The sequence below is a fragment of the Flavobacterium bernardetii genome, from assembly GCF_011305415.1.
GTDB classification, from domain to species: Bacteria; Bacteroidota; Bacteroidia; order Flavobacteriales; family Flavobacteriaceae; genus Flavobacterium; species Flavobacterium bernardetii.
In genome coordinates, this window is the sequence record NZ_JAANOQ010000001.1 from 718,005 (window position 1) to 744,968 (window position 26,964).

Below are 26,964 nucleotides of genomic sequence, written 5' to 3' on the forward strand. Positions count from 1 at the left end.
GATAAAATGTTAATTTTATCATAAAGCGATAATATAGAACATAAAAAAAGCCTCTTACTAGAAGAGGCTTTTAAATAAATCAAATATATATATTATTTGTTTACAGCTCCGTCTAATTCAGCACCAGCTTTAAATTTTACTACATTTTTAGCAGCAATTTTGATAGTTTTTCCAGTTTGAGGATTTCTTCCATCTCTAGCCGCTCTTTTTGAGATTGACCATGATCCAAAACCTACTAAAGAAACTCTTCCACCTTTTTGTAATGTACCTTCTACACTTCCTAAAAATGACTCTAAAGCTAATTTAGCTGCTGCTTTAGTAATTCCTGAAGCTGCTGCCATTGCATCGATTAATTCTGATTTGTTCATAATTGATAGTTATTAATTGATTAAACATATTTTTCTTAATACAAATTTATACGTATCCTTGAACTGTGCAAGTATTTCCTACTATTTTTGTTAAAAATGTTGATAAATCGGCTGAAATGTTAATAAAGTACCTTTTTAAGGGCGACTTTTTGCATAGATTGTTATTTTACAAAGGCTTCCGAGCTAATTTGTGTTCCATTTAATAGTTCATGAATTTGCATTTTCTTTTTACCAGGAAACTGTAAACTCTCTATTTGTATGAATCCATTCGCTACAGCAATCTTCATTTCTTTTTTTCCTGAAATTATTGTTCCTATAGAATACGCGTGTGTTTCTTCAATATATTTAGAATCGTAAATTTTTACATTCCATTCGTTTTCGCCATCTTTAATAAAGGTCCAAGCTGCAGGATAAGGACATAATCCTCTAATTTGATTGTAAATTTCTATTCCCGATTTGGTCCAATCAATTTTACAATTGTCTTTGTTCAGTTTGTAAGCTGTTTTTAAATCCGAATTTTCAGTTTGAATTGTTGTAGTAACATTTCCTTTTTCAATCAATTCTAACGTTTCAAGAACAGTTTCTGAGCCTAAAACCATCAACTTATCGTGAAGTTGTCCAACATTTTCATTTGGATCAATAGGAATCTTTTTGTTTAAAATCATCGCACCTGTATCAATCTTATCATCAATAAAAAATGTTGTTACACCAGTTTCCGTTTCTCCATTAATAATAGCCCAATTAATAGGTGCAGCACCTCTATAATTGGGTAACAAAGAGGCATGAAGATTAAACGTTCCTAATTTTGGCATTTTCCAAACCACTTCTGGCAACATTCTAAAAGCTACTACGATTTGTAAATTCGCATTATAGCTGGCTAATTCTGCTAAAAACTCTTCGTTTTTTAAATTGGTAGGTTGTAAAATTGGTAAGTTTTTTTCTAAAGCATACGTTTTTACAGCACTAACAGAAACTTTTTGTCCACGCCCAGCTGGTTTATCTGGCGCAGTAATGACTGCAGCAATTTCAAACTGACTATTATATATGGTGTCGAGAATACCAACTGCGAAGTCGGGTGTTCCCATAAATACGATTCTTAATTTTTCCATGTTATTGTAAGTTGCTAAGCATTTTTTTTGCCACGAAGGCACAAAGACACTAAGATTTTTTATTGTTTTACTTAATTTGATACTTATTTGAAGCGTTTAAAAAGATAAAATCGTTTTCTAATAAGTTTTGTAGGGCAAAGATAATTTCTTCTGTTGAAAATGTAAGTGAATTTTCTATTTCATTTGAAGATAAAGTACCTTTTTTTAATAGATTTTGAATACTTTCTGAAACAGATTTGGGTTCCGATTTATTTTTAGAATTGCAATACGAACAAATTCCACAAGCTTTAGCATTTTCTTCTCCGAAATAATTCGAAATTAAAACCGATTTACATTTCGAATTATCTGAAACGAAATTTAGCATTTGATTGTATTGCTCAATTTTAATCTGATTCTGATTTTCTAATATTTTTACAACTCGATTAATGGTATAACTGTCTTCTCGAGGTTCGTTATATAAAATCGAAATATCGTTGCTTTGTAATTTTAATTCTATTATTTCTTGCGAATGTAATTTATTTAAGACTTTAATTACTTTATCTTCCGAAGTGCCCGATTTTGTTGCGATTAATGCGGTGTTGATAATCGTAACTTGTTCAAAAACACCGGTATAATTTCGTAAAATAGTTTCAATAACAGCAGCGTCTTTTACGTTCAAACTGCAATATCTAATTACTTCTCGGCTTTCTATTAAAAACTGTAAACTCGCTTTGTTACTAATTAAGTTGTTTAGTGTGATAATTCCTTGTCGGTCTAAAAACTGTAAACAAGCAAATGTTTTGGTGACAGATAAATTAAACTTCGCACAAAACTGATTCAAATTCAAATAGAAAAGCTCTTGAAAACCTTCGCCATAAGCAATTTGAAAATGATTGTTTAAATTTTTGTAAACCAAATGCAGAAACTCTTTATTTGGTAAATTCGATATAAAATAATTCTTTAAGTTTTCTGAATTTATTTCTGGCGTCAATAACAAGGCAAACGATTTATTCCCATTTCTACCAGCTCTTCCGGCTTCTTGGTAATAGTTTTCGATATTATCTGGAATTTGTAAATGTACTACTGTTTTCACATTCGGTTTGTCAATTCCCATTCCGAAAGCGTTAGTTGCGACAATGATTTTGGCTTTTTCTTCTAGCCACAAATTCATGTTTTTTTCTTTTTCTTTATTTGATAATCCACCGTGATAATACGTTGCGGTAAAACCTAAATCGGTAAAGGTTTTACTAAACTCTACACAAGATTTTCTGTTTTTTACATAAACGATTGATGGTTCTGGATTTCTTAAGAAAATTTGCTTTAGTTTTCCGAGTTTGTCTTCGGTTTTGATAATGTGATATCCTAAGTTTTCTCGCGCAAACGAATTTTTAAAAATCGTAGGATTTTCAAGTTTTAATAAAGTACAAATATCGGTTTGAACTCGTGGAGTCGCTGTAGCTGTCAAAGCAATAAAAGCAACAGAAAAATATTCTTTTAAAGCGGCAATTTTTAAATAGGCTGGTCGGAAATCGTGTCCCCATTGACTGATACAATGTGCTTCATCAATAGCGACTAAATTTACGTTTAAGTTTTTTATGCGTTCTAAAACCCAATCTTGTTGCAAGCGTTCAGGAGAAACATATAGAAATTTATATCCGCCAAAAGCACAATTATCAAGTAGGTTATTGGTTTCTTCGAATGAAATTCCACCTGTTAAAGCAATGGCTTTTATGTTTTTGTTTTTTAGATTCTCCACTTGATCTTTCATTAAAGCGACAAGAGGAGAAATTACTAAGCAAATTCCAGGTTTAATTAGCGCTGGAATCTGAAAACATATCGACTTTCCACCACCAGTTGGCAACAAGGCAAAAGTATCTTTTCCGGATAAAACGGTGTTGATAATTTCCTCTTGAGTTGGTCTAAAAGCGTCATGTTTCCAGTGCGCTTTTAATACATCTAGTGGTTGATTCATTAAAGCGAATTAGTCTTTTAAGTGATTGATAATGAAAGCATATCTTTCTTCTACAGAAGTTTTTGGCACTTCGTGTAAATCGTATCCATATTTCATATACGTATCAACTAAAAATTGGTGAATTCTACTAGCTTCTTCGTAACTTTCATAACGCGTTTCATCGCTAGTATAAATTTCTTCCCAAGGTGGTAATAAGAAAATGGTATCGTATTTATATTTTTCGCAAGCTTCAATAAATTTTTCAGGATACGTATCGCCTATAAAATCCATATACGCCACAACATCTGGAATTCCTCTATCTATAAAAACTGTTTTATCTTCATTAACCGCATTTTCATATTGTTTAATTCTGCCTTCTAAAAGCCTTTCGCTAAACAACATAGGGTTTTCTAAAAATAAAAATTCTGCACCATCAGCTCGAGCATCAAGAATCACTTGTCTAGAAATTTCAGGATAACAAATGTGTCCTTCGTTTTCTAAATGGTTAATTAAAGTTGTTTTTCCAGAGCTTGGTCCGCCAATTAATAGTATAATTTTTTTGTTCATTTTGTGTCTTAAAAGTTCAAATGTACTATCATTTTTTTTATTTTGAAAATCTTAATTATTTATATTTTTAAATGAAACATTATAAATGTATATTTGTTCTTTTATTAGCTTAAATTTACATGGATAAAGAGACAGAAGATTTTTACGTTAGATTGAAATCAGAATTAGAAGAATCAACAACTTGGCCAGCCATTTACTTATATAAATTTATTGTTCCAACTAGTGATACCAACATTAATTTAGTTGAAAACACGTTCAATAATATGGGAGCCGTTATAAAAACTCATTCTTCTAAAACAGGAAAATATACTAGTATTTCTATAAACGTTACGATGCAAGATGCAGATAAAGTTATTGAAAAATACAAAGAATTATCAACTATAGAAGGAATTATTTCATTATAAATATGTCATATAGAAACGAAGACGCCATTAGTTTTTTAGAATATAATTCGCAAAGGGAACATTTGATTATTCCTGAATACGGACGATATGTTCAAAAATTAATTGATCAAATTACAGTTATTGAAGATAGAGAGAGACGCAATAAAGGGGCGAGATATGTAATTTCTGTTTTAGGAAATTTGAATCCGCATTTGCGTGATGTTCCCGATTTTCAGCATAAACTTTGGGATCAATTGTTTATCATGTCTGATTTTAAATTAGATATTGATTCTCCGTACCCAATTCCTACAAGAGAAGTAGTGCAATTGAAACCAGATCGTTTAGCGTATCCTCAAAACTTTCCTAAATATAGATTTTACGGAAACAACATCAAATATATGATTGATGTAGCTCGTAAATGGGAGGAAGGTGAATTGAAAAACGCGTTGATTATTGTGATTGCGAATCACATGAAAAAGTGTTTCTTAAGTTGGAATAAAGATACGGTTACGGATGAAGTTATTTTCAATCATTTGTTAGAATTGTCTAATGGTGAATTGAACTTAACAGCAATGAAAGAAGAACTTTCTACGTCGCAGAATTTATTAAAAGTGAACAAAAAGCAGTCGAATAAGACGCAATTTTTTACTAAAAACGAAACGACTAACACAAATAGAAATCCGAGCAGACCGCCGTTAAATCAAAATAGACCGACGTCAAATCAAAACAGGCCACAACAGAATACCAATAGGAATCCGAATGCACCAATACCTGCTAAACCGAATTCGCCAGACAATACCAAAGCCAATTTAAATAATCCAAATTATAAAGGCGGCAAAAACTTTAAACCAAAAAGCAATCCAAATAATCCAAATAATAATACAATATAAATGGGAACATTCAAAATTGAAGGCGGTAAGCCCTTAAAAGGAAATGTGCAACCACAAGGTGCAAAAAATGAAGCGTTACAGGTTTTATGTCCTGTTTTATTAACTTCAGAAAAAGTTAGAGTTACGAATATTCCTGACATTATTGATGTGAATAAACTAATTACTTTGTTAGGTAATTTAGGTGTAAAGATTCAGAAAAATGGCCCTGGAGATTATACGTTTCAAGCGGATGAAGTTAATGTGGGTTATTTAGAAACGGAAGCTTTCAAAAAAGAGGGTGGAAGTTTACGTGGTTCTATTATGATTGTTGGACCGTTATTAGCTCGTTTTGGAAAAGGATTTATTCCGAAACCAGGTGGTGATAAAATTGGAAGACGTCGTTTAGATACACATTTTGAAGGTTTCATTAATTTAGGTGCGAAATTCAGATACAATAGAGAAGACCATTTTTATGGTGTGGAAAATGAAGGGCGTTTAAAAGGCGCTTACATGTTATTAGACGAAGCTTCTGTTACAGGAACGGCTAATATTGTAATGGCTGCTGTTTTAGCAGAAGGAATTACAACAATATATAACGCAGCTTGTGAACCTTACTTACAACAATTATGTAAGATGTTGAATTCAATGGGTGCGAAAATTACAGGAATTGGTTCTAACTTATTGACTATTGAAGGTGTGGAATCTTTAGGTGGTTGTGAGCACAGAATTTTACCTGATATGGTTGAAATTGGTTCTTGGATTGGTTTAGCGGCTATGACTAAGAGTGAAATTACAATCAAAAATGTGAGCTGGGAAAATTTAGGACAAATTCCAAACGTGTTTAGAAAATTAGGAATTACTTTAGAACAAAAAGGTGACGATATTTACATTCCTGCTCATAAAGACGGATATGAAATTAAAACTGATATTGATGGTTCTATTTTAACGGTTTCTGATGCACCATGGCCAGGATTTACGCCTGACTTATTAAGTATCATTTTAGTCGTAGCGACCCAAGCAAAAGGAGATGTTTTAATTCATCAAAAAATGTTTGAAAGCCGTTTGTTTTTCGTGGATAAATTGATTGATATGGGTGCGAAAATTATGTTATGTGATCCGCACAGAGCTGTGGTTATGGGACATAACTTTGAATCGCAATTAAAAGCTACAACGATGAGTTCACCAGATATTAGAGCCGGTATTTCGTTATTAATTGCAGCACTTTCTGCAAAAGGTACAAGTACCATTCAAAATATCGAACAAATTGATAGAGGTTACGAAAGAATAGATGAACGATTAAGAGTCTTAGGCGCAAATATCGTAAGAGTATAAATAGAAAAGCGACAGTGATGTCGCTTTTTTTGTTTAGACCTGACAAGTTTTTAAAACTTGTCAGGTCTTTTTATTAGATATACTTTGTATAAATCGCTATTTCTTTTCCTCTTGAGTTTGATTGATTTGTTTGGCCAGTTCTTTCAATTGTTTATACGGCATGGTTGTGATGGTATCGTTGATTGATTTACTTGATTCTGTTTGCTTTAGGTTGTTCAGAGGATGGTCTTCTGGAATTTTATGATTTGGATTTTCTCTGTAGCCTAAAAGGTCGCTTGGTTCACAAATTAGTACTCTGCATAATACTTCAATGTGGTCTAAGCGGAATGTTCTGGCTTGACCATATATTATGTTTTGAGCAGAATGATTTGAAATACCAGCTTTTACAAGAAAGGCTTGAGGGTTATCGATTCCGCGGGCTTTAAAAATGGGTGCTAAGTTGTAATAAAGCATATAAGTTGTGTTAGTTAGATTAATTGTACTGCTAAAATATAAAAATATACTATAAGTACTACAAAAAATAGTACTAAAAATAGAAATACACTTGTTAAAATTGGAAATGACTGTGAAAGAAATGGAAATACCGATGCAAGAAATGGAAATACCGATGTAAATTTAGGAAATACCGATGCAATAAATGGAAATGACTATGAAAGAAATGGAAATACCGATGAAAATTCAGGAAATACCGATGCAATAAATGGAAAAGACTATGAAAGAAATGGAAATACCGATGTAAATTTAGGAAATACCGATGCAAGAAATGGAAATGACTATGAAAGAAATAGAAATGACTATGAAAGAATTGGAAATGACTATGAAAGAATTGGAAATACTTATGCAAGAAATGGAAATGACTGTGAAAGAAATGGAAATGACTATGAAAGAAATGGAAATGACTATGAAAGAAATGGAAATGAAACTGTAAAAAGTGGAAATGAAGTTTCTATTTTACTTCGATTGTTAATTGCAAATTTTTATTGTTAAAGAACGAACGCGAAAGGATTTGCACACGAGCGGGGACTAATTTTAAATCAGTTCTTAACTATTTTTGAAAAAAGGGTCCAACTTTAATTAAAAAGTCAAACCCCTATATTTTTAACTTACACACTTTTTAGGATAGTGTCCTGTTAGCGGTTCGTTGTTTATTATCTGCTTTGTTTTTCAATGTCTTTAATTATTCCTTTTAACATAGTTGGCACTATTAATTTGTGAAATGGTCGAACTGGAAGGAAATAAAGTCGTCCAAACCAATTGTTAAATTTGACTGTTGTTGAAATGATTAAATTTTTGTCTGTTTTATTTTCATTTTGCTTGTCTATAAACAATGAAACTCTAAAATTCAAATGTTTGTCGTCTTCGCCCAAAATAATTTCATTATCCGTTTTGTCAAAAACTTTAAAAAGTCCAATTTGTTCACCTTTCTCGCCTTTGAAATTGTCTAAGATAATTCGTCTGTCCGTTACTTTACCCGAAGTTTTTAGTCCAAAAAGTCCAACCAATTTATTTCTAAATTCAAATAGTTTGTCAATCCATTTTGGTCCACTTGAAAAGAATGATTTTCCAATTTCAGTTGTCCCAATTTTTTGAAATTTGTCAATGAACTGCCCTTGAAAACTGTCAATATAATCATACGAAATATTGTTAGTGCAAAGAAGTGAGTTTTTAGGGATTTCAGTCTTTTTAATTTTCATTATTTTCTTATTTGTCGTTTCGTTTCGGGCGTCCTACATTGTCCGCTAACGTTCCGGCGCTTGGCGAGGTTGCGAACTTCGGAACCGATTATTTTCTATCAAAGATAAAATTTCTTGCGAGAAATAAACGTGAATTTACTACAAAATTCGCAATCTTGCCAAACGCCTGTTGTAAGCAGTTTTTTACTCAGCTTTCATAATAATCGGTTCAGATTCCGCTATTACACTCAAGCAATCATTTATTCCACTTATCAAATACTCATTGTGACTATCTCCATGATGTTGAGCTAAGAAACCAGCGCGTAATTTTTCCAATTCAAACCAGCCACCACTTTCAACTCTCCAAATCCAACCAGGAACTCTGACATCTTTATCCCAGAACTCCAAAAGATTTCCTTCGTCCAATACTCTAAATCCAACGACATTTTTAAAAATAACATATATTGGGCTTTTGATATCATCAAAACCTAAAGTGATTTTCAATGTCCACAAATCATAAGTTACATTATAAATTTCAGGATTAGCATCAGGTATTTCAGTCTGAAATTCTGTGACTATTGGCTTTAATAATTTCTGAATGTCTTTCATTTATGTATACGTTCTGAAAATTGCTTACAACTCATAAATATCCGAACATCCGTTCATAACTATTTATAAGTACTTATTTTCGTTTGTAAATATACTAAAAATCTTACTCGAACTACATTTTTTAAATGTGTTGCGTAAGATTTTATTTTGTGTTTTTTATGGGAAACTCTTAAATGTCAAACAACTTGGTTAAGAGTCTTAGGCGCGAACATCGTAGGAGTATAAAAAGAAAAGCGAAAGTGAAATCGCTTTTTTTTGTGGTTTGTTTTGTGGCACGGATTGAAAATCCGTGCTATCGGGTTTGTGCGTTCGTTTTTTTATATTGTTTTCCAATCGTTTAAATCGATACGGAAAATATTTACTTTCATTCCTTTAAATTCAGTATTTTTATCTTTTTTCATTCCGTTCTTTCTAGCAACTTTTTCAGAACTTATGTTTTCTGTATGAATTATAGAAATTAAACTTTCTGAAAATTTATTCTCAAATGCAAAATTTTTACATTTTTCAGTCGATTCTGTTGCAAAACCTTTTTTTCTATATTCGGGCAAAATTGAATATGCAATTTCAATTTCTTGTTTTCCTTCAATTTCTCTTACTAAAAGTCCACTTTGTCCAACAATTTTATTTGTATTTTTTTCAATCAATATATTTTGTCCGCCTAAATCATTTTTATATCTATCAAACGTCATTTCAAACCAAAGTTTACATCTTTCGTTCGGCGTTTCAATTTTGTCAACTCCTAAAAAACGACAAGCTTCATTGTCTTTAAACAATTCAATACAATCATCAAAATCCTCAATATTTAATAACCTAAATTTTAACCTTTCCGTTTCTTCTCCTTCTAATGTATATTTCATTCCGTAATTTTCATTCTACAATTTATAAAACTATATTTTTTTTAATTCGTTTTTTCTTTCGGTTTTTTGTCGCTCGATAAACTCATAACTCTGTTTGTTTTAGGTTGTTTAGAGGATGGTCTTCGGGATTGCAAATCTGCTCTATCGGGTTCCACATGACAGCCCAAATCTCTACAAAATATTCAAATTCAGTTGTTTTTTGTTGATACATTTGTCAACTAATTCATTTAATATTTCTGTTTGTCGTTTGTTCAATATTCAGTTGAAATTATAAAAGGTTGATTCGTTTCAATCCATATTTCAAATTCTCTAACTTCATTGATTATTAGCTCTGATTTTGTTCCAATTTCAGTTATTTTAATCGGTAATTCACTTTTTAAAACTTTTCTGTACAATTCTTTTAACATTGTTTGGTGGTGATTCCAAAAAGTTGATTTGTCACAATAATATTCTTCACCAAATAATTCTGTTGCAAAATCGTTTTTGAATTCAATTCTGTATTTAATATCAAACATATTTTCTATTCAAGTAAAAAGTTCAATGCGAAACGGCAATTCCACTAAAACCTTGCATCTTCTTAATACGTCTGTTTTATGTGGTTACAGTTGGTTTGTTAATACTACGCCAAACTGCTGTTGTTCGTTTGGTTTTATAATATTCTGTTTTCTATTTCTGTTTTTTTGTCTTTATAATTACCTATTAATAAGCCAATAGCCATTCCAATCGGCATACCTATTAACAGACTTAATCCAATTTTTCCAATTGCTGCTCCAAAAGGTAATCCTAATGGCATTCCTAAAGTCATTCCCATTAACATGTATCGTTTTATAAATTTACCTTTTTTAAAAAGATTATATTTTTCCTCAACAAAGGTTTCTAAATTAGTTATATTATTTAATTGTTTCGTGTTATAACTTATTCTTTCTCCTTCTATTTTGTTCGGCATTTCATTAACAACGCATTCCACTTTCGACTTTAATTCTTCATTTTCAATAATAATTCCGTTCTCAATTTTTACAAGTAAATTATATAAATACTGATAGCTTATATTTTCTTTTTCCTGAATTGAAAAATTTACAGTTTTGTTTATTAAATATTCTTTTATTTCTCCTGCCCAATTTGTCATAAAATTCTTTTATTATAAATGTCACTCTTCTTTTCATTCGGTCTTCTAAACTGACGCACAACATTCCAGCGGTAGGTAATGTTGCGAAGTTCGGAACCGATTATTTTCTATTAAAGATAAAATTTCTTGCGAAATGTAAACGTGTATTTACTACAAAATTCGCAATCTTGCCAGACGCCTGTTAGTGGCTGGGCTTGTTTTTACAATATTTTTCTATTCTCGTTTATTGCTTCATTATATTTTTCAGAATTAAATTCTGCTAATTGATTTGCAAGTTTTTTAACAAAATCTTTTCCATTTTCAATGAACTTTTTAATTTGTGAATCACTCAATTTTATTTCTCTACAAATATCTGCAATACCTCCAACATAGGTCCACAAAAAATAATCATTATTTAATTTTGAAAATGTCCAATTCCATTCTTCCCAAAATATTAACTCATTTTTTTCTTTTAGTATGTTACTTATCTTTTTTACTTCAACAATTTCACTTTCCTTACCAACTAAATCAACTAGAAACATTTCTGTATTAGGATCGATTAGTAAAATATTAATTTTTTCTAATTCGATTTCCGTTAATTTGTAACGAACTTTTATGTAGTCGAGTATTTCAATAATATTTCCAAAAGTAAGACTGGATTTATAATAGAATAATTTATTTTGCCATATTTTCCAATCTGCAGTAATTTTTGAAATTAACATTTCTTCATTAAAATAAACTATATCAATTTCCATATTTTGTTTTCGGTTTTTTTCGGTAGCCTTGCCACTAAAGGGCCGCGGATTGGCGAGGTGCAAGGTTTCTTGACTACATATTTTCTATTTAAGTAAAAAGTTCAATGCGTATCGGTAATTCCACTAAATCCTTTTATCTTGTGTAACTGCTGTTAGCGGTTCGAGCTTTTTTCTTTCGGGAGCAATGTTGTTCTATTATTTAATTCTATACATAAAAAGTAAGCCAAAATTACACCGATTATTGACGCAACAATATCACTAAAATCAAAAGTTCTGTAAGTTAAAACGTTTCCTTGTACAAGTTCGTAACCAATTAGACCTACTAACGCAAAAAAAGCATTTTTTATGAATTTATTTTTGTTGTAGACATTTTGAGTGAAATAAAAAAACATAATTATTAGTCCCGCAAAAAAGTTTGGTGATGTGTCTGATATTCTAAAATCTTGTATATGGTTCTCTGTTATATATTGTCTATAAATCGATTTAAATAAGATTGCAATTATTGTCAATGCAATAATAATTAGCCAAACATTTTTACTTTCTTTTAAACTTATAAATTTCATTTTTATACTTTTTAAATGGTTGCTTTATTTTGTTGATGACTGTCTTTTAGGTTTCTACATAGTCTGACCGCTAACTCATAAATATCCGAACATTCGTTCAAAACTATTTATAAGTGCTTATTTTGGTTTGTAAATATACTAAAAATCTTACTTGAACTGCATTTTTTCAATATGTTGTGTAAGATTTTATTTTGTTTTTTATTATTGAAATTTCTTATTAATCAAACAACTTGGTTAAGAGCTATAGGCGCGGACATCGTAGGAGTATAAAAAGAAAAGCGACAGTGAAGTCGCTTTTTTTGTGGTTTGTTTTGTGGCACGGATTGCAAATCCGTGCTATCGGGTATTATTAATACACTCTACTTTCTCCATCATTTGGAATAAAAACCTTGTCAGAAAGCCCAATTTTTGAAACTTCTATTTCTAATTGTTTTCTTGTTGTAGGACAATGATTTACAGCTTCTAAGTGATTTGCGATTACTTTGTTTGGTGCATTTTTTACGAATTTTAAAATGTCATCCATTCGCATTAATAAAGGTTGAAAGATATCCAATTGAGCTGTACCACAAGCCACAACAGCAATTTCTGGTTTTAATTGCGTTAGTACTTTATGCACATCGTCTGTGTAAATGGTATCAGCACTTAAATATATTGATTTTTCATTAGGTAATTCAATGTGAAAACCCATAACATTTCCCATTAGTTTGGCTACAAATCCATAACCATGAACCGCAGGAATACCTTGAATTTTCCCATCTAAAAAAAGACTTTCTTTCCAATATTCAACGGTTTGGGAAACGTGTAATCCTTTTTTTCTTAATGTACTTTCGTCTTTCACACTACAAATAACAGGAATTTGATTCAGGCGAAGAAAATCCTCTGCTTCCTTGTCTAAATGGTCTGGGTGTAGATGTGTTATTAAGCAATGTGTAGTTTTTTCAACGATATCCATTGCATTACTTGGTAAATCTACAATTGGATTTCGTTGTGGTTTAAAACGGAACAGGGTAAAAGTGGGTCCAGCTGTTCCTTTTTTTCCAAGCATTGGATCAACAAGAATGACTTTATTTCCAGTTTCTATTACCATAGTGGCATTTCGCAAATGATGTACTTTCATTGTTTTATATTTTTAAATTGAAAGTACAAAGTTGCTTCATACAAAAATAGATTCCATTGATTGAAATCAAGAAATTAAATTCTTTTTCTAATTCTGCTCAATGTTTCGGGTGTAATTCCTAAATAAGAAGCGATATGATATTGAGGAATTTGCAATAACCAATCAGGTTTTGTCTTCATAATATCGAGATATAACTCTTTAGCAGTATTTACAAAATGGTTGAATTCTTCGGTTTCTTTATTGATAACAATTCGTTGGAAAATGGTTTCTACAAACAACTTTCCACAATTGTATTGGTTGGTAAAAGTCGAAAATATTTCTTTTGATAAAACTCTCAAATCGACGTCAGTTAAACATTCTTGGTATTTTTTTGTTATGGTAGAATGGGTAAATGAGGAAAAATCTGTTATAAATCGGGCATCTGTAAAAAAATTGATGTTTTTTTCTTTATCTGTGGTTGCATAATATTCTCGAATGATTCCTTGATCTAAAAAACGAAGTTCATGATCAATAGTTCCATTTTCTAAAATAATTTCCCCTTTTTTGAATGATTTAACAACAAAAGTAGATACAAATTCATCTAAACCTTCTTTATTAAAAGGAAATTCATTGCTGAAAAATAATGATAATTTGTCTGCTTGTTTCATTTTTTTAAGGTTATTTGTTTTTTTTGGAAATCGCTATCAATTTTTGAAGACTACTCGTTTGTTGTGAATTTCGAGACCGATTATTTTCTGTTAAAGATAAAATTTCTTGTGAAAAGTAAATGTGAATTCACTACAAAATTTGGAATCTTGCTGAACGGCTGTTAGCCACAGTTTATATTATTTCTTTTAAGCTATTGTTCTTCCGTAGTATATTTTCACTTGATTCATACAATGATTTAGCAGCCTTATTAATTTTATCTACGGATATTTTTTTCCATTGATTTATGTCTGAATTAAATTCGGAATTAAAAAGCAATTTTGATAAGTTTTCGATTAATACATAGTTAGCATATGGATGGGAATTTTTTCTATCTGCTTTATTCGCTCCTGATACAAATTCTGATATTCGGTCATAAATCGTTCCTTTTGTACAATACATCAATTCTATAACCTTTGATCTGTATTCCAAATCAGTAGAACTTAAGTTTGGGTAATTGTTTAAATCAGTAAAATGTAAACTTTCATGTTTTAAATAAGAAACTTCAAAAATCTCTGAATTTAAATCATAAGTGCCTTTATTACAATAAAGTGTTGCAGATTCTTTTATAGCCCAACCACCAACTTGAGAATCGCCAAAAGTTGCAAATTCATCATATCCGTTTATATGATAGCCTTCAATAAACACAACAGTAGTTTTTACAGTGTCTTTTGGTAAAATGACTTCATATTTTTTAGTACTTTCTTTATTCCAAATAAATATCTCTTGAAAACCATTTCGGAATTTAAAATCTACTTTAAATCCTTCTTTTTCAATTATTTCTTTCAATAAAGAGTCGTCTTTGATTTTCTTTCGTAAGCTATCTTTTGATAATTTTGTTAACTTGTTGGATATTATATAATCAGTAATATTATTATAAAGTGTAGAATCTGTTCTGTTTTCTGGCTTGGGTTTCAATAGTTCCACTCGCCAATATTCACGGTAAATATTTGAAATATCGTTAACTATTTTGTTTCCAGATGTATTTTCAAATACTTCTTCTTTTGAAATAAAACGAGCATGCATTTTTTTCTTCCATGTATGATAAATAAAGTTCACTATCGGATTCGAGAAATGTTTTCGTTCTTCTATAGTGTCAAACGCTTTTTTGACATCTCCATTAGCTACGGATACTATTATTTCTCTAAAACTCTGTCTATCACGCTCAAAATTGTGTCTTCCAACAAAGAAAAGTGTAATTAATATTGAAATTACAATAATTAAAATGTTTCTTGTTTTTTTCTTAATTTTCACAATATTTTCATTTAGATTTGAATCACAAATATAGATGTTCTTATCTAGTTAAAATTATACGAAACTAACCTTTAATAACTTTTCTAAAATTATTTGGGGTTGTATCTAATAGTTTTTTAAAATTTCTACAATAATGACTTTGATCATAAAATCCATTTTCTAAAGCTATAGCTGTAATGTTTTCTTTGTTCATTAATATTTGTTTAACCGAATGTTCTATCCTCATTCTTGTTAGATATTCAGAAAGTTTAAAGCCCGTGATTTCTTTGAATTTACGAACGATATAATTTGGGTGGAGCGAAAATTCAATACTCAATTTATCAAGTGAAATATTTTCTAATGGATTATCATTTATGCGTTCTTTTACTTTTTTTACCCAGTCAATATCACCAATACCATTGAAAACATTTAGTACTGCAATCATTGATTCGTAACAATATATATTTATGATGTCATTTGGCAGACCTTGTTTTAAACCATAAAGCAATTTATACAATTCTATTACTCCTTTTTGCTTTGATACTTTAATTGGTAAGTAAAGCTCATTTAGAGTCATAAATTGTTCATAGTCGTTCATTTCTATATTTAAACATATGCCACCTTTGTTTGAAAAACTATTTGAATGCTCATAGTTAGCTACTCTGTAAAGAACTTCTCCTTGAGATATAATATCTGTGGTATTGCTCACTTCTTTATAAGTACCAGAAGCAAGTAAACATAAATATGGATTATTGTGAGCGTGTAATGAGATATTTGAGTTTGCCAAATGATTGGTCATTGAGATAGTAAAATTCTCTGTTATTAATGATTCGGTTGTTATCCCAAAATATTGATTTTCATTTAAATTCATTGGCTTAAATTGTGGTTAACGTTCCACCGCTTGTCAAGGTTGCGAACTTAGGAATCATTTATTCTCTATCAAAGATAAAATTTCTTGCGAAATGTAAATGTGAATTTGTTGCAAAATTTGCAATCTTGTTGAACGCTTTGTAGTGGCTGGTTATTTTTTCGCTATTATTTGAAATCCATTTGCAATGTTTCCATTCATAGTTTTTACAACTAATGGGTTTTCTATAATAATTTCAAAGTTTTTTGTCAAAGTTTTAATCCACTCTTTAGTATGATGACGAAAAGTAGCTCCTTCCGGTAGTTTGAAAATTCCAAAATTATTTTTATCTCCGTTTAAATATTCATATCGTTCAACTTCAACTGAATTTTCTTGTAAGTAATAATCGCTTATATATATAATTCCGCCTTTTTTTAGTTTAGATAGAAGTAAACTTATTAAACTATTTTGTCCTTCGTTAGACGGAATACAAGTTAAAACAGCAAAAAGGATAATACAATCTATAGAATTATCTTCTAGTTTTAGTTCTGTTGGATTATCAATATGATAAAGTGATAAATTATTTTCTGATATTCCCCTTGCTATTAATTCTTTAGATGTATCAAATCCGCAAACATTTTCAAAACCTAAATAGGTTAATTGTTTCACAATTCTCCCATATCCACATCCAAAGTCAACAATACTACTTTGTTTGTTTATAAAAGTTGCTATTAATTCTAAATCTATTGGATGTGTAAAAGTTTTTATTTCTGCAACTTCGTTCCAATATTCTTTTTGGTTATCTATATTCATTTAGTACGTTTTTTTCTGCGTAATTTTGGGCTAACTTGCCACTAACTCATAAATATCCGAAGATCCGTTCATAACTATTTATAAGTACTTATTTTGGTTTGTAAATTTACTAAAAATCTTACTCAAACTACATTTATACAATGTGTTGTGTAAGATTTTATTTTGTTTTTTATTATGGGAAACTTTTAGTATGGTACCAGTAGTTTTTTTAATTTCTGTCAAATGTTTTCGGAATTTCATTTTTTTCATTTTCTCCACAAAAAATCCAAGAAATAATATACCAACGATTATTTTCAAAGATTAACTGAATGCTATTTATTCCTCTTCTTTCAACTTTTCCGTCTTTTTCTAATCTCGTTTCATAAGTACTCCAAACGTGTGCAATATTGCCAAAAATTCTAACTTCTCGATTAACTTCACTTTCATAAAAAGCGGTGTTAAAAATCATTTCATCAGTTTCTTTATGAAATTCTTGCAAAGTCATAGTCACTTGTTCTTGCTTTATTCTGTCGAAATAAGAATATACTGCTTTTTGATGGTGTAAATAATTGTCTCTTTCCCATTGTCTTTTTGCACCTTTTTCGCCTGAAACAACCTCATAGCTAGCTTTCATTAATGCGTCAATTGTTTTTGCATCGTTCTCAAATGATTTGTTTTGAGCTTTTAAATTCCCTGTTGTCATAAATACCATAGTTGTTAAGTAAAATAAAAATTGTTTCATAATCTTTTTTTACAAAGCAACGCCTATAATTTTGTCCAAAAAAATAAGTTATTTACTTCGTTTAGGTTTTTATGTAATCTATCAGGTTTCTTATTTAGAGTAGCAATTTGTCAATACTATTAAACAGACAATCTTTGTAACTTTTTGCTATTGTGATTTTATGTTCACCAATAATTAAATGATTATCTTCAATATATTCCACATTTTTCAAATTTACTATGTTTGAATTATGAACCCTCATAAACTCATCAGGCAATTTGTCAATTAGATCTTTTAAGGTTTTGTAGTACACGTACTTTTTGTTGTTTTTGACAAAGATTTCGACATAATTCCCCAATCCTTTTACAAATAAAATGTCGTCAAAACTTAATTTGATTAATTTTTTGTCAGTCTTTATAAAAGTGAAATTTTGTTGATTTGTCATTTTATGTTTGTAAAGTTAAAATTGCTACTAGTGTTTCTTGGATATAAGAAGATGCGAACTTCGGAACTGATTATTTTCTGTTAAAGATAAAATTTCTTGTGAAAAGTAGATTTGATTTTTATAATAATTCGCAATCTTGCTAAACAAATATTAGAGATAGTTTTAATTTTGAAAAGACATGAAATATAATAAGATAAATGCTATAAATGAATTAAGTAATAGGATATTGTAAAAACCATTTTCAGTCAAGTTTTTGTCGAACTTAAGAAATAGCAAACTGCATATAGCTGATACTAATAAACCTATAGTTAACCATAAATTTAAACCATTTAATCCAGAAACTATTTTTTTTGAATAGTCTTTGGTTTGAGATTTTACTGAAGTAACAATATTAAAAATATAGCTTGTACCTATTGTAACTTCATTTTCGGCTATAAATACTTCTGTAGAAAATTCATGTTCTTTTTCAGTGTAAAATTCATAACATCTCATTGATTCGCTGCTTGAGGAAGAGTATTTTCCTTTATGACTAATCTTATTTAAACTATAAGATACGATAAAATCATTTGTTTTCTTCTGTGGTAAAATCCAAGTGTCTATAAAAAACACACTAAATAGTAAAGGAATAAGCATCAATATTTTGAAAGTAATTCTTCTGTATTTTTCTACCATTAGTGTTATTTAAATAAGTTTGAGTTTATACTGTATAGCTTTAAGTGGTTCGGCTTTTTAATTATTACTTAGTATTCTATTCAAAATTGCTATTTGTCCATTATGCCAAGATTGATGTTTGAATAATGTAGTTAATGCTTCATATTTAGTTTTTGCACTTGGATTTGGGATTTCAGTTGCGTTATTTAATTCTTCAATTTTAACTTTACTTAATTCAAGGTAAATTAATTCGAAGATGAATTCATATAATTTTAATAACTCTTCATTTTTTGGTTTTTCATCTAAAAACATTTTTGGTGAGGAATTCGGTCCATAAAATTTTATGAAATCTGGCATATTAATTCTTTCTCTGACTTTTTCGTTTGCACCTGAAATTGAGGCTATTCCGTGTAAATAGTTTGCCAAAATTAGATGTCCAATTTGCCAGTTCATATTTGTTTCAAGAATTTCTGGTGAAGTATTCCACTTTTCTAATTCAATATTTTTAATAAAATTATCTGTTTTTTCTTTGGTAGAAATTATTTGGTCTTTAATTATTTCAATTGCGTTCATTCTTGTGTTTTTTATGTTTAAGATTTTTTAAAGCTTAAGCTAACGTTTGTTTACTTGGCGATATGTCGGTTGTGGGGAATAATTATTTTCGGTTAAAGATAAAATTTCTTGCGAAATGTAAACGTGAATTTACTACAAATTTGAAATTTTTTCTAACAGCTGTTAGCGGTAGTTTCTATTTTGTTTCAATTTCAAATATTTTGTTTCCATACTCTCCTAAATAATGTTTTAAAATTTTTTCAAACACTTTATAGCCATCGTCTACATTGGTAAAAATAATTAATCCTTGCTTTGTCTTTGGGAAAATAAATACTATCGTCTGACAACCTTTGTCAGATCCACCATGAGATAAAGCATATTCTCCTTGCCCAAAATCATATAATTCAAAACCAAGTCCAAAATGTTTTCCGTTTTTTGTTTCGACATGATTTTTAACCATCTCGTTAAATGCTATATTACTTAAACCCTCGCTATTCATAATGCTTGTCAAGAATTTCCCGTAATCTTCAACGGTTGTCAATAAATTGTCAGCCCCGTTAGAGGTTATGTTTTTTTCTGTTTCATAAGCAATTCCTTTTTCGTTATAACCTAATGCAACTCTTGAAGTTTCTGTTTTGTTGTCCCAAAAATATTTAGTGTCTGTCATTTGTAATGGTTCAAAAATCAATTCACTAGCTAATTCGTTAAGTGATTTATGAATTTTTGTTTCTAAAGCTTTTCTCAAATATTCAAAACCTTCTCCTGAATATTGATACTTCGTTCCTGGTTCAAATTCAAATTTTAGTTTTCCGTCTTTGTTATTTCCACGCCAATTGGTAAAGCCTGTTTGATGGCTTAAAATATGTCTTGTTGTAAGTGTTTTAGAATTTTTATCTTTTGAAACATCTGGGTCCGTCCAATATTTAAGAATTGGTTCGTCTAAATTCCATTTGCCTAAACTCACTAATTTTAGAGTTACCAATGCGGTTATTGGTTTGGTTAGTGAAGCTACATTAAAGATTGTATTGTAAGGTGCTGATTTGCCTTTTTTGATTTCTCCAAATACTTTTACTTGTTGCAAATTTCCGTCTTTAATAACTCCAATTCCTAAAGTTGGTACTTTGTTTTCTATTAGCCATTGTTCGATTTCAATATCGTTGTCAAAAATAGGAGATTGATAGTTTGTACTATTGTTATCTTGGTGGTCATAGCTCAAACTTTTTGTTAATTTCCAAATGCTATTTTCTAAAAGCCAAACGTGAGTAAATTTTGCGGAACTTGCAAAGTTTTCTTTATTGCCTGAAACAGTTTCATAAAATTTATGATTTCCTGTTTGAATTGCACCATACAATACTTTGTTTTTATAAAGGGGATAAATTTTTATACTTTCTATAATTAATTCACGTCTTGATTGGTAAGTCGCTGGTGATTTACACAAGCCATTTTTCAAATTGTATAAAAACTCTTTTTTATATGAAATACTGTCTTTGTCATGAAAGAACTCGAACTTATCACTCAACAAGTTTTCAAACTGAGTTATGTTGCAATGATTAAAACCTATATCAAAAAGTAGGCTATCTCGTGAAAGAATAGTTTTGTATAAATCTGAATTTTTTTCGATTTGAGCAGGGCTTTTTGTTCCAAAAAATATAAAAAGAAGAGAGGAAATAATGATTTTTTTTGTCATGATTAAATGTGTTTTTACGATTTTAACTTCAACTGCAAAAGTCTGCATTTTGGTTTTGATAATCTTAAAAACACACCCGACAAAAACATGACAAGTTCCCGACAAATTTTATATCATACTGAAATTCAAATTGTAGTAAAGTTTTTTACGTTTGTCTATTTCAATTGCATTCCTTAAAATAATAAATATATTTGAAAGCACAATTAGCACCATAATTAAGAGTGTAAATTGATTACCGAGTTTCAAAAAAATTCCTAACATAAAAATAATTGGTGCAACAATAGTCCATAATATTTGTATTGAAATAAGTTGTTTTGAAAGTATGTTTTTTTGTTTCATTTTGAACATTAAAAATAGCGGAATAATAATGTTAAAAGGAGGAATTATGATAAAAGGAATGGAAGATAGGTTGATTAATTTTAATTTGGTAAAATTAATTAAAACGATTTCTTGGGTTTCATTTATTTCTTCGACATATTCTGAATTATCTTTTCCTAGTTTTTCAAAAAGCAGCTCATTTTCTTTAATTGCTAATGCTTTTGCTAAAACCTTAAGTGTGTAACCTTTTGGGACTTTTCCTGTTTCAATTCGCTGAATAGTTCTTACTGATACTCCAGATTTTTCTGCTAATTCTTCTTGTGTTAGGTTTTGAAATTCTCTTATGGTTTTTAGTTTGGACATATTTTCAATTGATTGTAGTTGTTCGGGAAAATTACCGCAAACTTATAAATATTCGAACTTCTGTTTACAACTATTTATAAGTAAATATTTTCATTTGTAAATATACTAAAAATCTTACTCGAACTACATTTATTCAATGTGTTGAGTAAGATTTTGTTTGGTGCTATTTTATGGAAACGCTTATTTATTAAATAACTTAGCGTCTAAACTGTATTTGCCTACACCAGTGAAAAGTAAGCCCACATAAATGATGAAATACGTGAAAGCTGAGTTGAATTCTTGTCCGTTTTCTCCTTTTGATAGTATTGACATTGGAAAAACTACTAAGAAAATATAGGCCATACAAAATGCTAAAACGATAAGACTAAAGCGAGATAACAAACCTGCAATTAGTAATAAACTACAGAAAAATTCTGCAAAAACGGTTAAGGCTAGAGGTACAGCGCCAGTCATTCCTAAAAAGCTAATGTTTTTTGCCCAAAAATCTGAAGCCGCCATTTCATTAAAATGTATTAGTTTTTCGTAGCCGTAAAAAGCCATTAAAACTCCAAGCATTACTCGGATTAGTAATAAGCCTAAATCTAAATTGAAACCGGCTCCGTTGTTTAAAAGTAATTTTTTCATAATTTGTTTTTAGTTTTTGGTTGAATATCAAATATATGGAAAAAATAAATAGCTTACTCAATCACTAATTCTTTCAGTTGTTCTCTATATTTTTCTAAAATATCAGATTTAGAGAGAAAGCCAATGAAAATTTTGTCATGAACTACAGGTAAAATAATTTGATGTGTAGTTTCAAATTTGTTCATAATGGTTTCGATACTATCTTCAAAATCTACTACATCTTTGTTTTTGACAGGTTGCAAAACTTCAGTAATTGAAGTAAACTTTACTTTAAATGCAGAAAATATTATCGGACGAATATCATCTAAATAAATTAAACCTATAAGTTTTTTATCGTCGTTTAATACTGGAAAAATCACATCATCAGAACCCGCAATTTTTTCTATTAATGCTTCTAATGTTTTAGATTCGGTAACTGGATTGAAATTGTTGTTAATCAGTTTTTTAACATCAATTGATTGTAAGATGTTTTTGTCTTTATCATCGGTAAAAACTTCTCCTTTATCTGCTAAATTTTTAATATCAAAAGAATAAGGTTCGAAGTGTTTTGAAATTGCAAAACTAATAGAAGAAACCAACATTAATGGTACCATTAAACTATAACCTCCAGTAATTTCGGCAATCAAGAAAATAGCTGTCAATGGTGAATGAAACAAACCACTCAACACACCCGACATACCAACTAAAGTAAAATTACTAATAGGCAAATTGGTAATTTTTAGCATATTGAAAAAGTATGCTGTTGAGAATCCTAAATAGGAACCCACAAATAGAGAAGGAGCGAAGTTACCTCCATTTCCACCAGCGCCTAAGGTAATTCCGGTGGCAAAAACTTTGAATAAAAGCGTTAGTGTGATGAATGCAAAAATGATCCATTTGTTGTTTTCAAAACGTTCAACAAGAGTATTATGTAATAATTTTTCAGGTTGATTGGCTGCTAAAAGTTTAATTCCTTCATAACCTTCACCAAATAAACTTGGGAAAATAAAAATCATTAAACCTAAAATAACAGCGCCGAATAAGGCTTTTCGGTACGAGTTTTTACTTCTGGTAGCGAAAAAATGTTCCACTCTTCTAAAGTTTCTTGCATAATGAATGGAAACAAATCCAGACAGAATTCCCAAAACAATATAAAACGGAATGTTTTTAGAATCAAAATCTTGTATCGATTTAAAACTAAACAAAGCATCTTCATTTAATAATAACATCGAAACAATTGAACCTGTTGCTGCGCTAATTATCAAAGGTGTAAAAGCCGTAATACTAATTTCTGCTAAAACAACTTCAATGGCAAATAAAACGCCCGCAATTGGTGCGTTAAAGGCAGCTCCAATTCCAGCCGCAACTCCACACGCTAAAAGTAAAGTTCTGTCTTTGTAACTTAATCGGTATTTTAAGGCGTAATTACTTCCAAAAGCCGCACCAGTAATGGTAATTGGCGACTCCAAACCCGCACTTCCACCCATACCAACAGTTAATGAACTTGTGATAATTTGCGCATACATTTGTTTGTCTGGAATAACGCTACGTTTTTTAGCAACTGCATACATAATTTGCGACGTTCCTTTTTCGATGTTTCCGTTTAAAAAGTTTTTTATCACAAAAACAGTCAATAAAATCCCGATTATTGGTAACGTACTGTTGCTATAAGGTAAATGAAATTCTCTATTTAAATATTGGGAAAATAAAAAGACATTATGTGCGAAAGTTTTTAAAACAATTACCGCTAAAGCTGCTGATAATCCAACTAATACACTTGAAACGTATAAAAATTGACGCGGCTCTAAAACGGATTTTAGTTTAGAAAAATATTGTTCGAAAAAATGCGCTATCTTTTGTATTATTTTTAACACAGGGAATTTTTATTTGGAATGGCTAAAATACGGTAATTTATTCAATTAATTGGCACAATGACACATTGAAAATTGATAATTAAACTATCTTTCTTATGGCTTCTTTTCTGCTCAAAGGTTTTAAATTAGTGCTGTTTACATACTCTAAAACACCATTTGGATTTATAGAACTGTATTCGCGCAAAGCCCAACCAATGGCTTTTTGGATAAAAAATTCAGATGAATGTTTGTGCTTTTCGCATTCAGAAATTAAGAGTTCGAAATCGGTTTTTTCTTTATAGCCCAATTGAAAAATAATGGCTGTTCGGTTCAACCACATATTGTCTGAATTGGAAAATTCTTCAATAATTGGATAGGTTTTTTCTGGAAATGTTTCTAAATAACCACCAACTGCATATTTGGCTAACGTATCTACGCTGTCCCACCACGAATTGGTTATGATGAGTTTTTCAATTAAAGCAATATCTTCAACTTGGTAGTTTTTCTTAATTTCTTTTATAAAAATATCAATTGCTGCTTGATGCATTTCTCGATGTGGAAATTGATACAATTCCCAACAAATGTTTCTAAAATTAGCTTTGATTTCTTCTTTATAAACAGAAGTACAATTTTTAAGAATCTCTCTTCTAGGTTGCGTTTGAATGCCATAACACGGGAAATTATTTTTTAAATAATCACTTTGTTTTTGTCCGTAAGTAACATCTTCATTGGCTTCAAATACCTTTTTAATTGTAGTAACAAAACTCATCTCTTAATTTTAGTAATTCTACTTTACACTGTTGTTCTAATTCGATAAAAAAGATAAAAAATTCTTGTTCAATTTCTGTGTAAAATTGTTTGATATCTTCCATTGCAGCAGGCATATTTACACGGTTTTTGGTTCTATGATCCATTTGAAATAAAATCAATTCCAAACCTGCTAAACTTTTATAACAGACTAACCAATTGGTTTGCATCATATAGGGTAAGGCATTCTGAGTTTTCTCCGTTAAAACATCGTAATTATCTTGTAATAATTTATAAAAGTCATCTGCATACTTTTCTAGTTTAATAGTCGAATATTTTTTCCAATTCTTAGCTAAAAAATGATCATAAACGATGTCCATAATCACACCAGAATAATGTCCGAATTTTTCGTGTAAACGATGTTTACTTTGTCGGTAAACTGGGTGAGAATCGGTAAAACTATCAATAAAACGGTGCAATCTAATTCCGATTTGAATACCAACTGGGTACTGCTCATAATGATTTCCTTTTACAGCATCCGCCATAAAATTTCCAATTTTGATAAAATCATCTTCGTCTGAAAGATATATATGAGCGAGATAGTTCAAGGCTTTTGTTTATTTTGTTTTAGGTTTCAAATTTTTTGATTATAAAAGTACGTAAATCAAAAATCGTAATTCGTAAATCAAATGTTGATATCGTAAATATATAAAATTCTTTTTCTAATTTATTAAAATGCTTGTTGGAACTTTTTATATTTGTATTTCAAACAAAAAAACTAAAATAAATGACATTAATAAAATCTATATCAGGAATTCGTGGAACTATTGGTGGAAAAGTTGGCGATAACCTTACTCCAGTTGACGCTGTGAAATTTGCTTCGGCTTATGGAACATTTTTAAAAGCGGGAATTGGGAAGTTGGAAGATGGAAGAAAACTGAAAGTGGTTATCGGTCGTGATGCCCGTATTTCTGGACCAATGATTCATAATTTAGTACAAAATACGCTTTTAGGTTTAGGAATTGATGTAATTGATTTAGGTTTATCTACAACGCCAACTGTTGAAGTGGCTGTTCCAATGGAAAATGCTGATGGCGGTATAATTTTAACCGCTTCGCACAATCCGAAACAATGGAATGCATTGAAATTATTGAATGCAAAAGGAGAATTTTTAAGTGGAGCAGATGGTGCTAAAATTTTAGAAATTGCTGAAGCAGAAGCATTTGATTTTGTGGATGTTGATTCTTTAGGAGAAGTTACAATCAGCGATTCTTACATGGATATTCACATTGATGAAGTGTTAGAATTACCTTTGGTTGATGCAGATTTGGTAAAAACTAAGAAATATAAAGTAGTTGTTGATGGTGTGAATTCGACTGGTGGAATTATTATTCCAAATTTGTTAGAGCAAATGGGAGTAGAAGTCGTAAAATTATACTGCGAACCAAACGGGCATTTTCCTCACAATCCAGAACCTTTGAAAGAACATTTAGGTGATATTTGCAAATTGGTTATTGATGAAAAAGCTGATTTCGGTATTGTTGTGGATCCAGATGTAGACCGTTTAGCGTTTATTTCTAATGATGGAGAAATGTTTGGTGAAGAATATACTTTAGTGGCTGTTGCCGATTATGTATTGAGTAAAACACCAGGAAATACGGTTTCAAATATGAGTTCGTCTCGTGCTTTACGCGATATTACTGAAAAACATAATGGAAGTTACCAAGCAAGTGCAGTAGGTGAGGTGAATGTGGTAGAATTAATGAAGAAAACCAACGCAATTATTGGTGGTGAAGGAAACGGCGGTATCATTTATCCAGAATTACATTATGGAAGAGATAGTTTGGTTGGAGTGGCTTTATTTTTAACGTATTTGGCTGGTCAAGATAAAACGGTTGCCGAATTACGAGCGAGTTATCCGCAATATTACATGAGTAAAAATAAGATTGAATTGACACCACAAATTGATGTCGATGCGATTTTAGAATCGTTAACTGCGACTTATAAAAACGAACAAATTTCTACGATTGACGGTGTTAAAATTGATTTCGCTACAGAATGGGTGCATTTAAGAAAATCGAACACAGAACCAATTATCAGAATATATACTGAAGCTCCAACGCAACAAGAAGCTGATGTTTTGGCTGAACGATTTGTAAATGAGTTGAAAGTTATTGCTGGGATTTAATGAAAAGACTTTTCTTAATTTTAATAATTGTATTTCTATTTAG

The 26,964-nt window shown here is 30.3% G+C and carries 31 protein-coding genes and 1 pseudogene; 5 read left to right on the forward strand and 27 right to left on the reverse strand.

All coding sequences use genetic code 11. The features are described 5' to 3' along the window. Positions 1-92: 92 nt before the first annotated feature. From G6N05_RS03420 to G6N05_RS03435, 4 genes are all read right to left on the reverse strand, one after another. Complete coding sequence (locus tag G6N05_RS03420) at positions 93-368, reverse strand: HU family DNA-binding protein (protein ID WP_091306465.1); 276 nt, start codon at positions 366-368, stop codon at positions 93-95. Between the two features lie 161 nt (positions 369-529). Beyond that, positions 530-1,477 (reverse strand): methionyl-tRNA formyltransferase, encoded by a 948-nt coding sequence (gene fmt / locus G6N05_RS03425; protein WP_166125149.1) that lies wholly within the window; start codon positions 1,475-1,477, stop codon positions 530-532. A 67-nt stretch (positions 1,478-1,544) separates the two neighbouring features. Then, on the reverse strand, positions 1,545-3,428 hold the full coding sequence (locus tag G6N05_RS03430; RefSeq protein ID WP_166125150.1) for a RecQ family ATP-dependent DNA helicase: 1,884 nt from the start codon (positions 3,426-3,428) through the stop codon (positions 1,545-1,547). Between the two features lie 9 nt (positions 3,429-3,437). Next, complete coding sequence (locus G6N05_RS03435) at positions 3,438-3,974, reverse strand: AAA family ATPase (protein ID WP_166125151.1); 537 nt, start codon at positions 3,972-3,974, stop codon at positions 3,438-3,440. 119 nt (positions 3,975-4,093) lie between these two features. On the opposite strand from G6N05_RS03435, the gene G6N05_RS03440 reads away from it, so the two are divergent. The 3 genes and pseudogenes from G6N05_RS03440 to murA all read left to right on the forward strand — a co-directional run bounded on the left by G6N05_RS03440 (position 4,094) and on the right by murA (position 6,558). Continuing rightward, entirely contained in the window at positions 4,094-4,378 is a 285-nt protein-coding gene (locus G6N05_RS03440) for a DUF493 family protein (RefSeq protein WP_187002994.1), read from the forward strand. Between the two features lie 2 nt (positions 4,379-4,380). Beyond that, positions 4,381-4,998, forward strand: a pseudogene (locus G6N05_RS03445) (DUF4290 domain-containing protein); the annotation flags it as partial. Between the two features lie 249 nt (positions 4,999-5,247). Then, on the forward strand, positions 5,248-6,558 hold the full coding sequence (gene murA, locus G6N05_RS03450) for a UDP-N-acetylglucosamine 1-carboxyvinyltransferase (RefSeq protein ID WP_166125153.1): 1,311 nt from the start codon (positions 5,248-5,250) through the stop codon (positions 6,556-6,558). A 96-nt stretch (positions 6,559-6,654) separates the two neighbouring features. Here murA and G6N05_RS03455 read toward each other — a convergent pair whose 3' ends face one another. Then, positions 6,655-7,011, reverse strand: a complete 357-nt coding sequence (locus tag G6N05_RS03455; protein ID WP_166125154.1) for a helix-turn-helix domain-containing protein — start codon at positions 7,009-7,011, stop codon at positions 6,655-6,657. A 322-nt stretch (positions 7,012-7,333) separates the two neighbouring features. On the opposite strand from G6N05_RS03455, the gene G6N05_RS03460 reads away from it, so the two are divergent. Continuing rightward, complete coding sequence (locus G6N05_RS03460) at positions 7,334-7,486, forward strand: hypothetical protein (RefSeq protein ID WP_166125155.1); 153 nt, start codon at positions 7,334-7,336, stop codon at positions 7,484-7,486. A 220-nt stretch (positions 7,487-7,706) separates the two neighbouring features. On the opposite strand, the gene G6N05_RS03465 is transcribed toward G6N05_RS03460, so the two are convergent. The 22 genes from G6N05_RS03465 to G6N05_RS03570 form a co-directional block, all read right to left on the reverse strand. Then, the gene (locus tag G6N05_RS03465; RefSeq protein ID WP_166125156.1) at positions 7,707-8,252 is read right to left on the reverse strand and encodes a DUF2867 domain-containing protein; all 546 of its coding nucleotides are present in this window, start codon (positions 8,250-8,252) and stop codon (positions 7,707-7,709) included. A 183-nt stretch (positions 8,253-8,435) separates the two neighbouring features. Then, positions 8,436-8,840, reverse strand: a complete 405-nt coding sequence (locus tag G6N05_RS03470; RefSeq protein WP_166125157.1) for a hypothetical protein — start codon at positions 8,838-8,840, stop codon at positions 8,436-8,438. 317 nt (positions 8,841-9,157) lie between these two features. After that, positions 9,158-9,697 carry a GNAT family N-acetyltransferase gene (locus G6N05_RS03475; RefSeq protein WP_166125158.1) on the reverse strand — a complete coding sequence of 180 codons (540 nt, stop codon included), beginning with the start codon at positions 9,695-9,697 and terminating at the stop codon, positions 9,158-9,160. A gap of 251 nt (positions 9,698-9,948) precedes the next feature. Continuing rightward, complete coding sequence (locus G6N05_RS03480) at positions 9,949-10,212, reverse strand: hypothetical protein (RefSeq protein WP_166125159.1); 264 nt, start codon at positions 10,210-10,212, stop codon at positions 9,949-9,951. A gap of 134 nt (positions 10,213-10,346) precedes the next feature. Further along, on the reverse strand, positions 10,347-10,823 hold the full coding sequence (locus G6N05_RS03485; protein WP_166125160.1) for a hypothetical protein: 477 nt from the start codon (positions 10,821-10,823) through the stop codon (positions 10,347-10,349). Between the two features lie 200 nt (positions 10,824-11,023). Further along, entirely contained in the window at positions 11,024-11,557 is a 534-nt protein-coding gene (locus G6N05_RS03490) for a hypothetical protein (protein WP_166125161.1), read from the reverse strand. Positions 11,558-11,709: 152 nt separating this feature from the next. Next, entirely contained in the window at positions 11,710-12,120 is a 411-nt protein-coding gene (locus tag G6N05_RS03495; protein WP_187002995.1) for a VanZ family protein, read from the reverse strand. A 349-nt stretch (positions 12,121-12,469) separates the two neighbouring features. Next, positions 12,470-13,237, reverse strand: coding sequence for an MBL fold metallo-hydrolase (locus G6N05_RS03500; protein WP_166125162.1), 768 nt, complete (start codon positions 13,235-13,237; stop codon positions 12,470-12,472). 74 nt (positions 13,238-13,311) lie between these two features. After that, positions 13,312-13,884 carry a Crp/Fnr family transcriptional regulator gene (locus tag G6N05_RS03505; protein ID WP_166125163.1) on the reverse strand — a complete coding sequence of 191 codons (573 nt, stop codon included), beginning with the start codon at positions 13,882-13,884 and terminating at the stop codon, positions 13,312-13,314. 172 nt (positions 13,885-14,056) lie between these two features. Next, positions 14,057-15,175, reverse strand: a complete 1,119-nt coding sequence (locus G6N05_RS03510) for a hypothetical protein (RefSeq protein ID WP_166125164.1) — start codon at positions 15,173-15,175, stop codon at positions 14,057-14,059. 64 nt (positions 15,176-15,239) lie between these two features. Next, positions 15,240-16,025, reverse strand: a complete 786-nt coding sequence (locus G6N05_RS03515; protein WP_166125165.1) for a helix-turn-helix transcriptional regulator — start codon at positions 16,023-16,025, stop codon at positions 15,240-15,242. 150 nt (positions 16,026-16,175) lie between these two features. Then, positions 16,176-16,814 (reverse strand): class I SAM-dependent methyltransferase, encoded by a 639-nt coding sequence (locus tag G6N05_RS03520; RefSeq protein WP_166125166.1) that lies wholly within the window; start codon positions 16,812-16,814, stop codon positions 16,176-16,178. Between the two features lie 208 nt (positions 16,815-17,022). Beyond that, positions 17,023-17,535, reverse strand: a complete 513-nt coding sequence (locus G6N05_RS03525; protein WP_225875120.1) for a hypothetical protein — start codon at positions 17,533-17,535, stop codon at positions 17,023-17,025. A 94-nt stretch (positions 17,536-17,629) separates the two neighbouring features. After that, positions 17,630-17,959 (reverse strand): LytR/AlgR family response regulator transcription factor, encoded by a 330-nt coding sequence (locus G6N05_RS03530; protein ID WP_166125167.1) that lies wholly within the window; start codon positions 17,957-17,959, stop codon positions 17,630-17,632. 162 nt (positions 17,960-18,121) lie between these two features. After that, on the reverse strand, positions 18,122-18,631 hold the full coding sequence (locus G6N05_RS03535) for a hypothetical protein (RefSeq protein WP_166125168.1): 510 nt from the start codon (positions 18,629-18,631) through the stop codon (positions 18,122-18,124). 57 nt (positions 18,632-18,688) lie between these two features. Continuing rightward, a complete protein-coding gene (locus tag G6N05_RS03540) occupies positions 18,689-19,183 on the reverse strand; it encodes a DinB family protein (RefSeq protein WP_166125169.1) in 495 nt (164 codons plus the stop codon). Positions 19,184-19,358: 175 nt separating this feature from the next. Further along, positions 19,359-20,849: a serine hydrolase gene (locus G6N05_RS03545; RefSeq protein WP_166125170.1), complete on the reverse strand. Its 1,491-nt coding sequence runs from the start codon at positions 20,847-20,849 to the stop codon at positions 19,359-19,361. Positions 20,850-20,957: 108 nt separating this feature from the next. Continuing rightward, on the reverse strand, positions 20,958-21,530 hold the full coding sequence (locus tag G6N05_RS03550) for a helix-turn-helix domain-containing protein (protein WP_166125171.1): 573 nt from the start codon (positions 21,528-21,530) through the stop codon (positions 20,958-20,960). Positions 21,531-21,710: 180 nt separating this feature from the next. After that, the gene (locus G6N05_RS03555) at positions 21,711-22,154 is read right to left on the reverse strand and encodes a DoxX family protein (protein WP_166125172.1); all 444 of its coding nucleotides are present in this window, start codon (positions 22,152-22,154) and stop codon (positions 21,711-21,713) included. A 53-nt stretch (positions 22,155-22,207) separates the two neighbouring features. After that, positions 22,208-23,998 (reverse strand): chloride channel protein, encoded by a 1,791-nt coding sequence (locus G6N05_RS03560; protein WP_166125437.1) that lies wholly within the window; start codon positions 23,996-23,998, stop codon positions 22,208-22,210. 88 nt (positions 23,999-24,086) lie between these two features. Then, complete coding sequence (locus tag G6N05_RS03565; protein WP_166125173.1) at positions 24,087-24,755, reverse strand: DNA alkylation repair protein; 669 nt, start codon at positions 24,753-24,755, stop codon at positions 24,087-24,089. Next, the gene (locus G6N05_RS03570) at positions 24,733-25,341 is read right to left on the reverse strand and encodes an acyl carrier protein phosphodiesterase (protein ID WP_166125174.1); all 609 of its coding nucleotides are present in this window, start codon (positions 25,339-25,341) and stop codon (positions 24,733-24,735) included. The genes G6N05_RS03565 and G6N05_RS03570 overlap by 23 nt, the downstream gene beginning before the upstream one ends. Positions 25,342-25,520: 179 nt before the next feature. On the opposite strand from G6N05_RS03570, the gene glmM reads away from it, so the two are divergent. Continuing rightward, the gene (gene glmM, locus G6N05_RS03575) at positions 25,521-26,921 is read left to right on the forward strand and encodes a phosphoglucosamine mutase (protein ID WP_166125175.1); all 1,401 of its coding nucleotides are present in this window, start codon (positions 25,521-25,523) and stop codon (positions 26,919-26,921) included. Positions 26,922-26,964 lie beyond the last annotated feature (43 nt).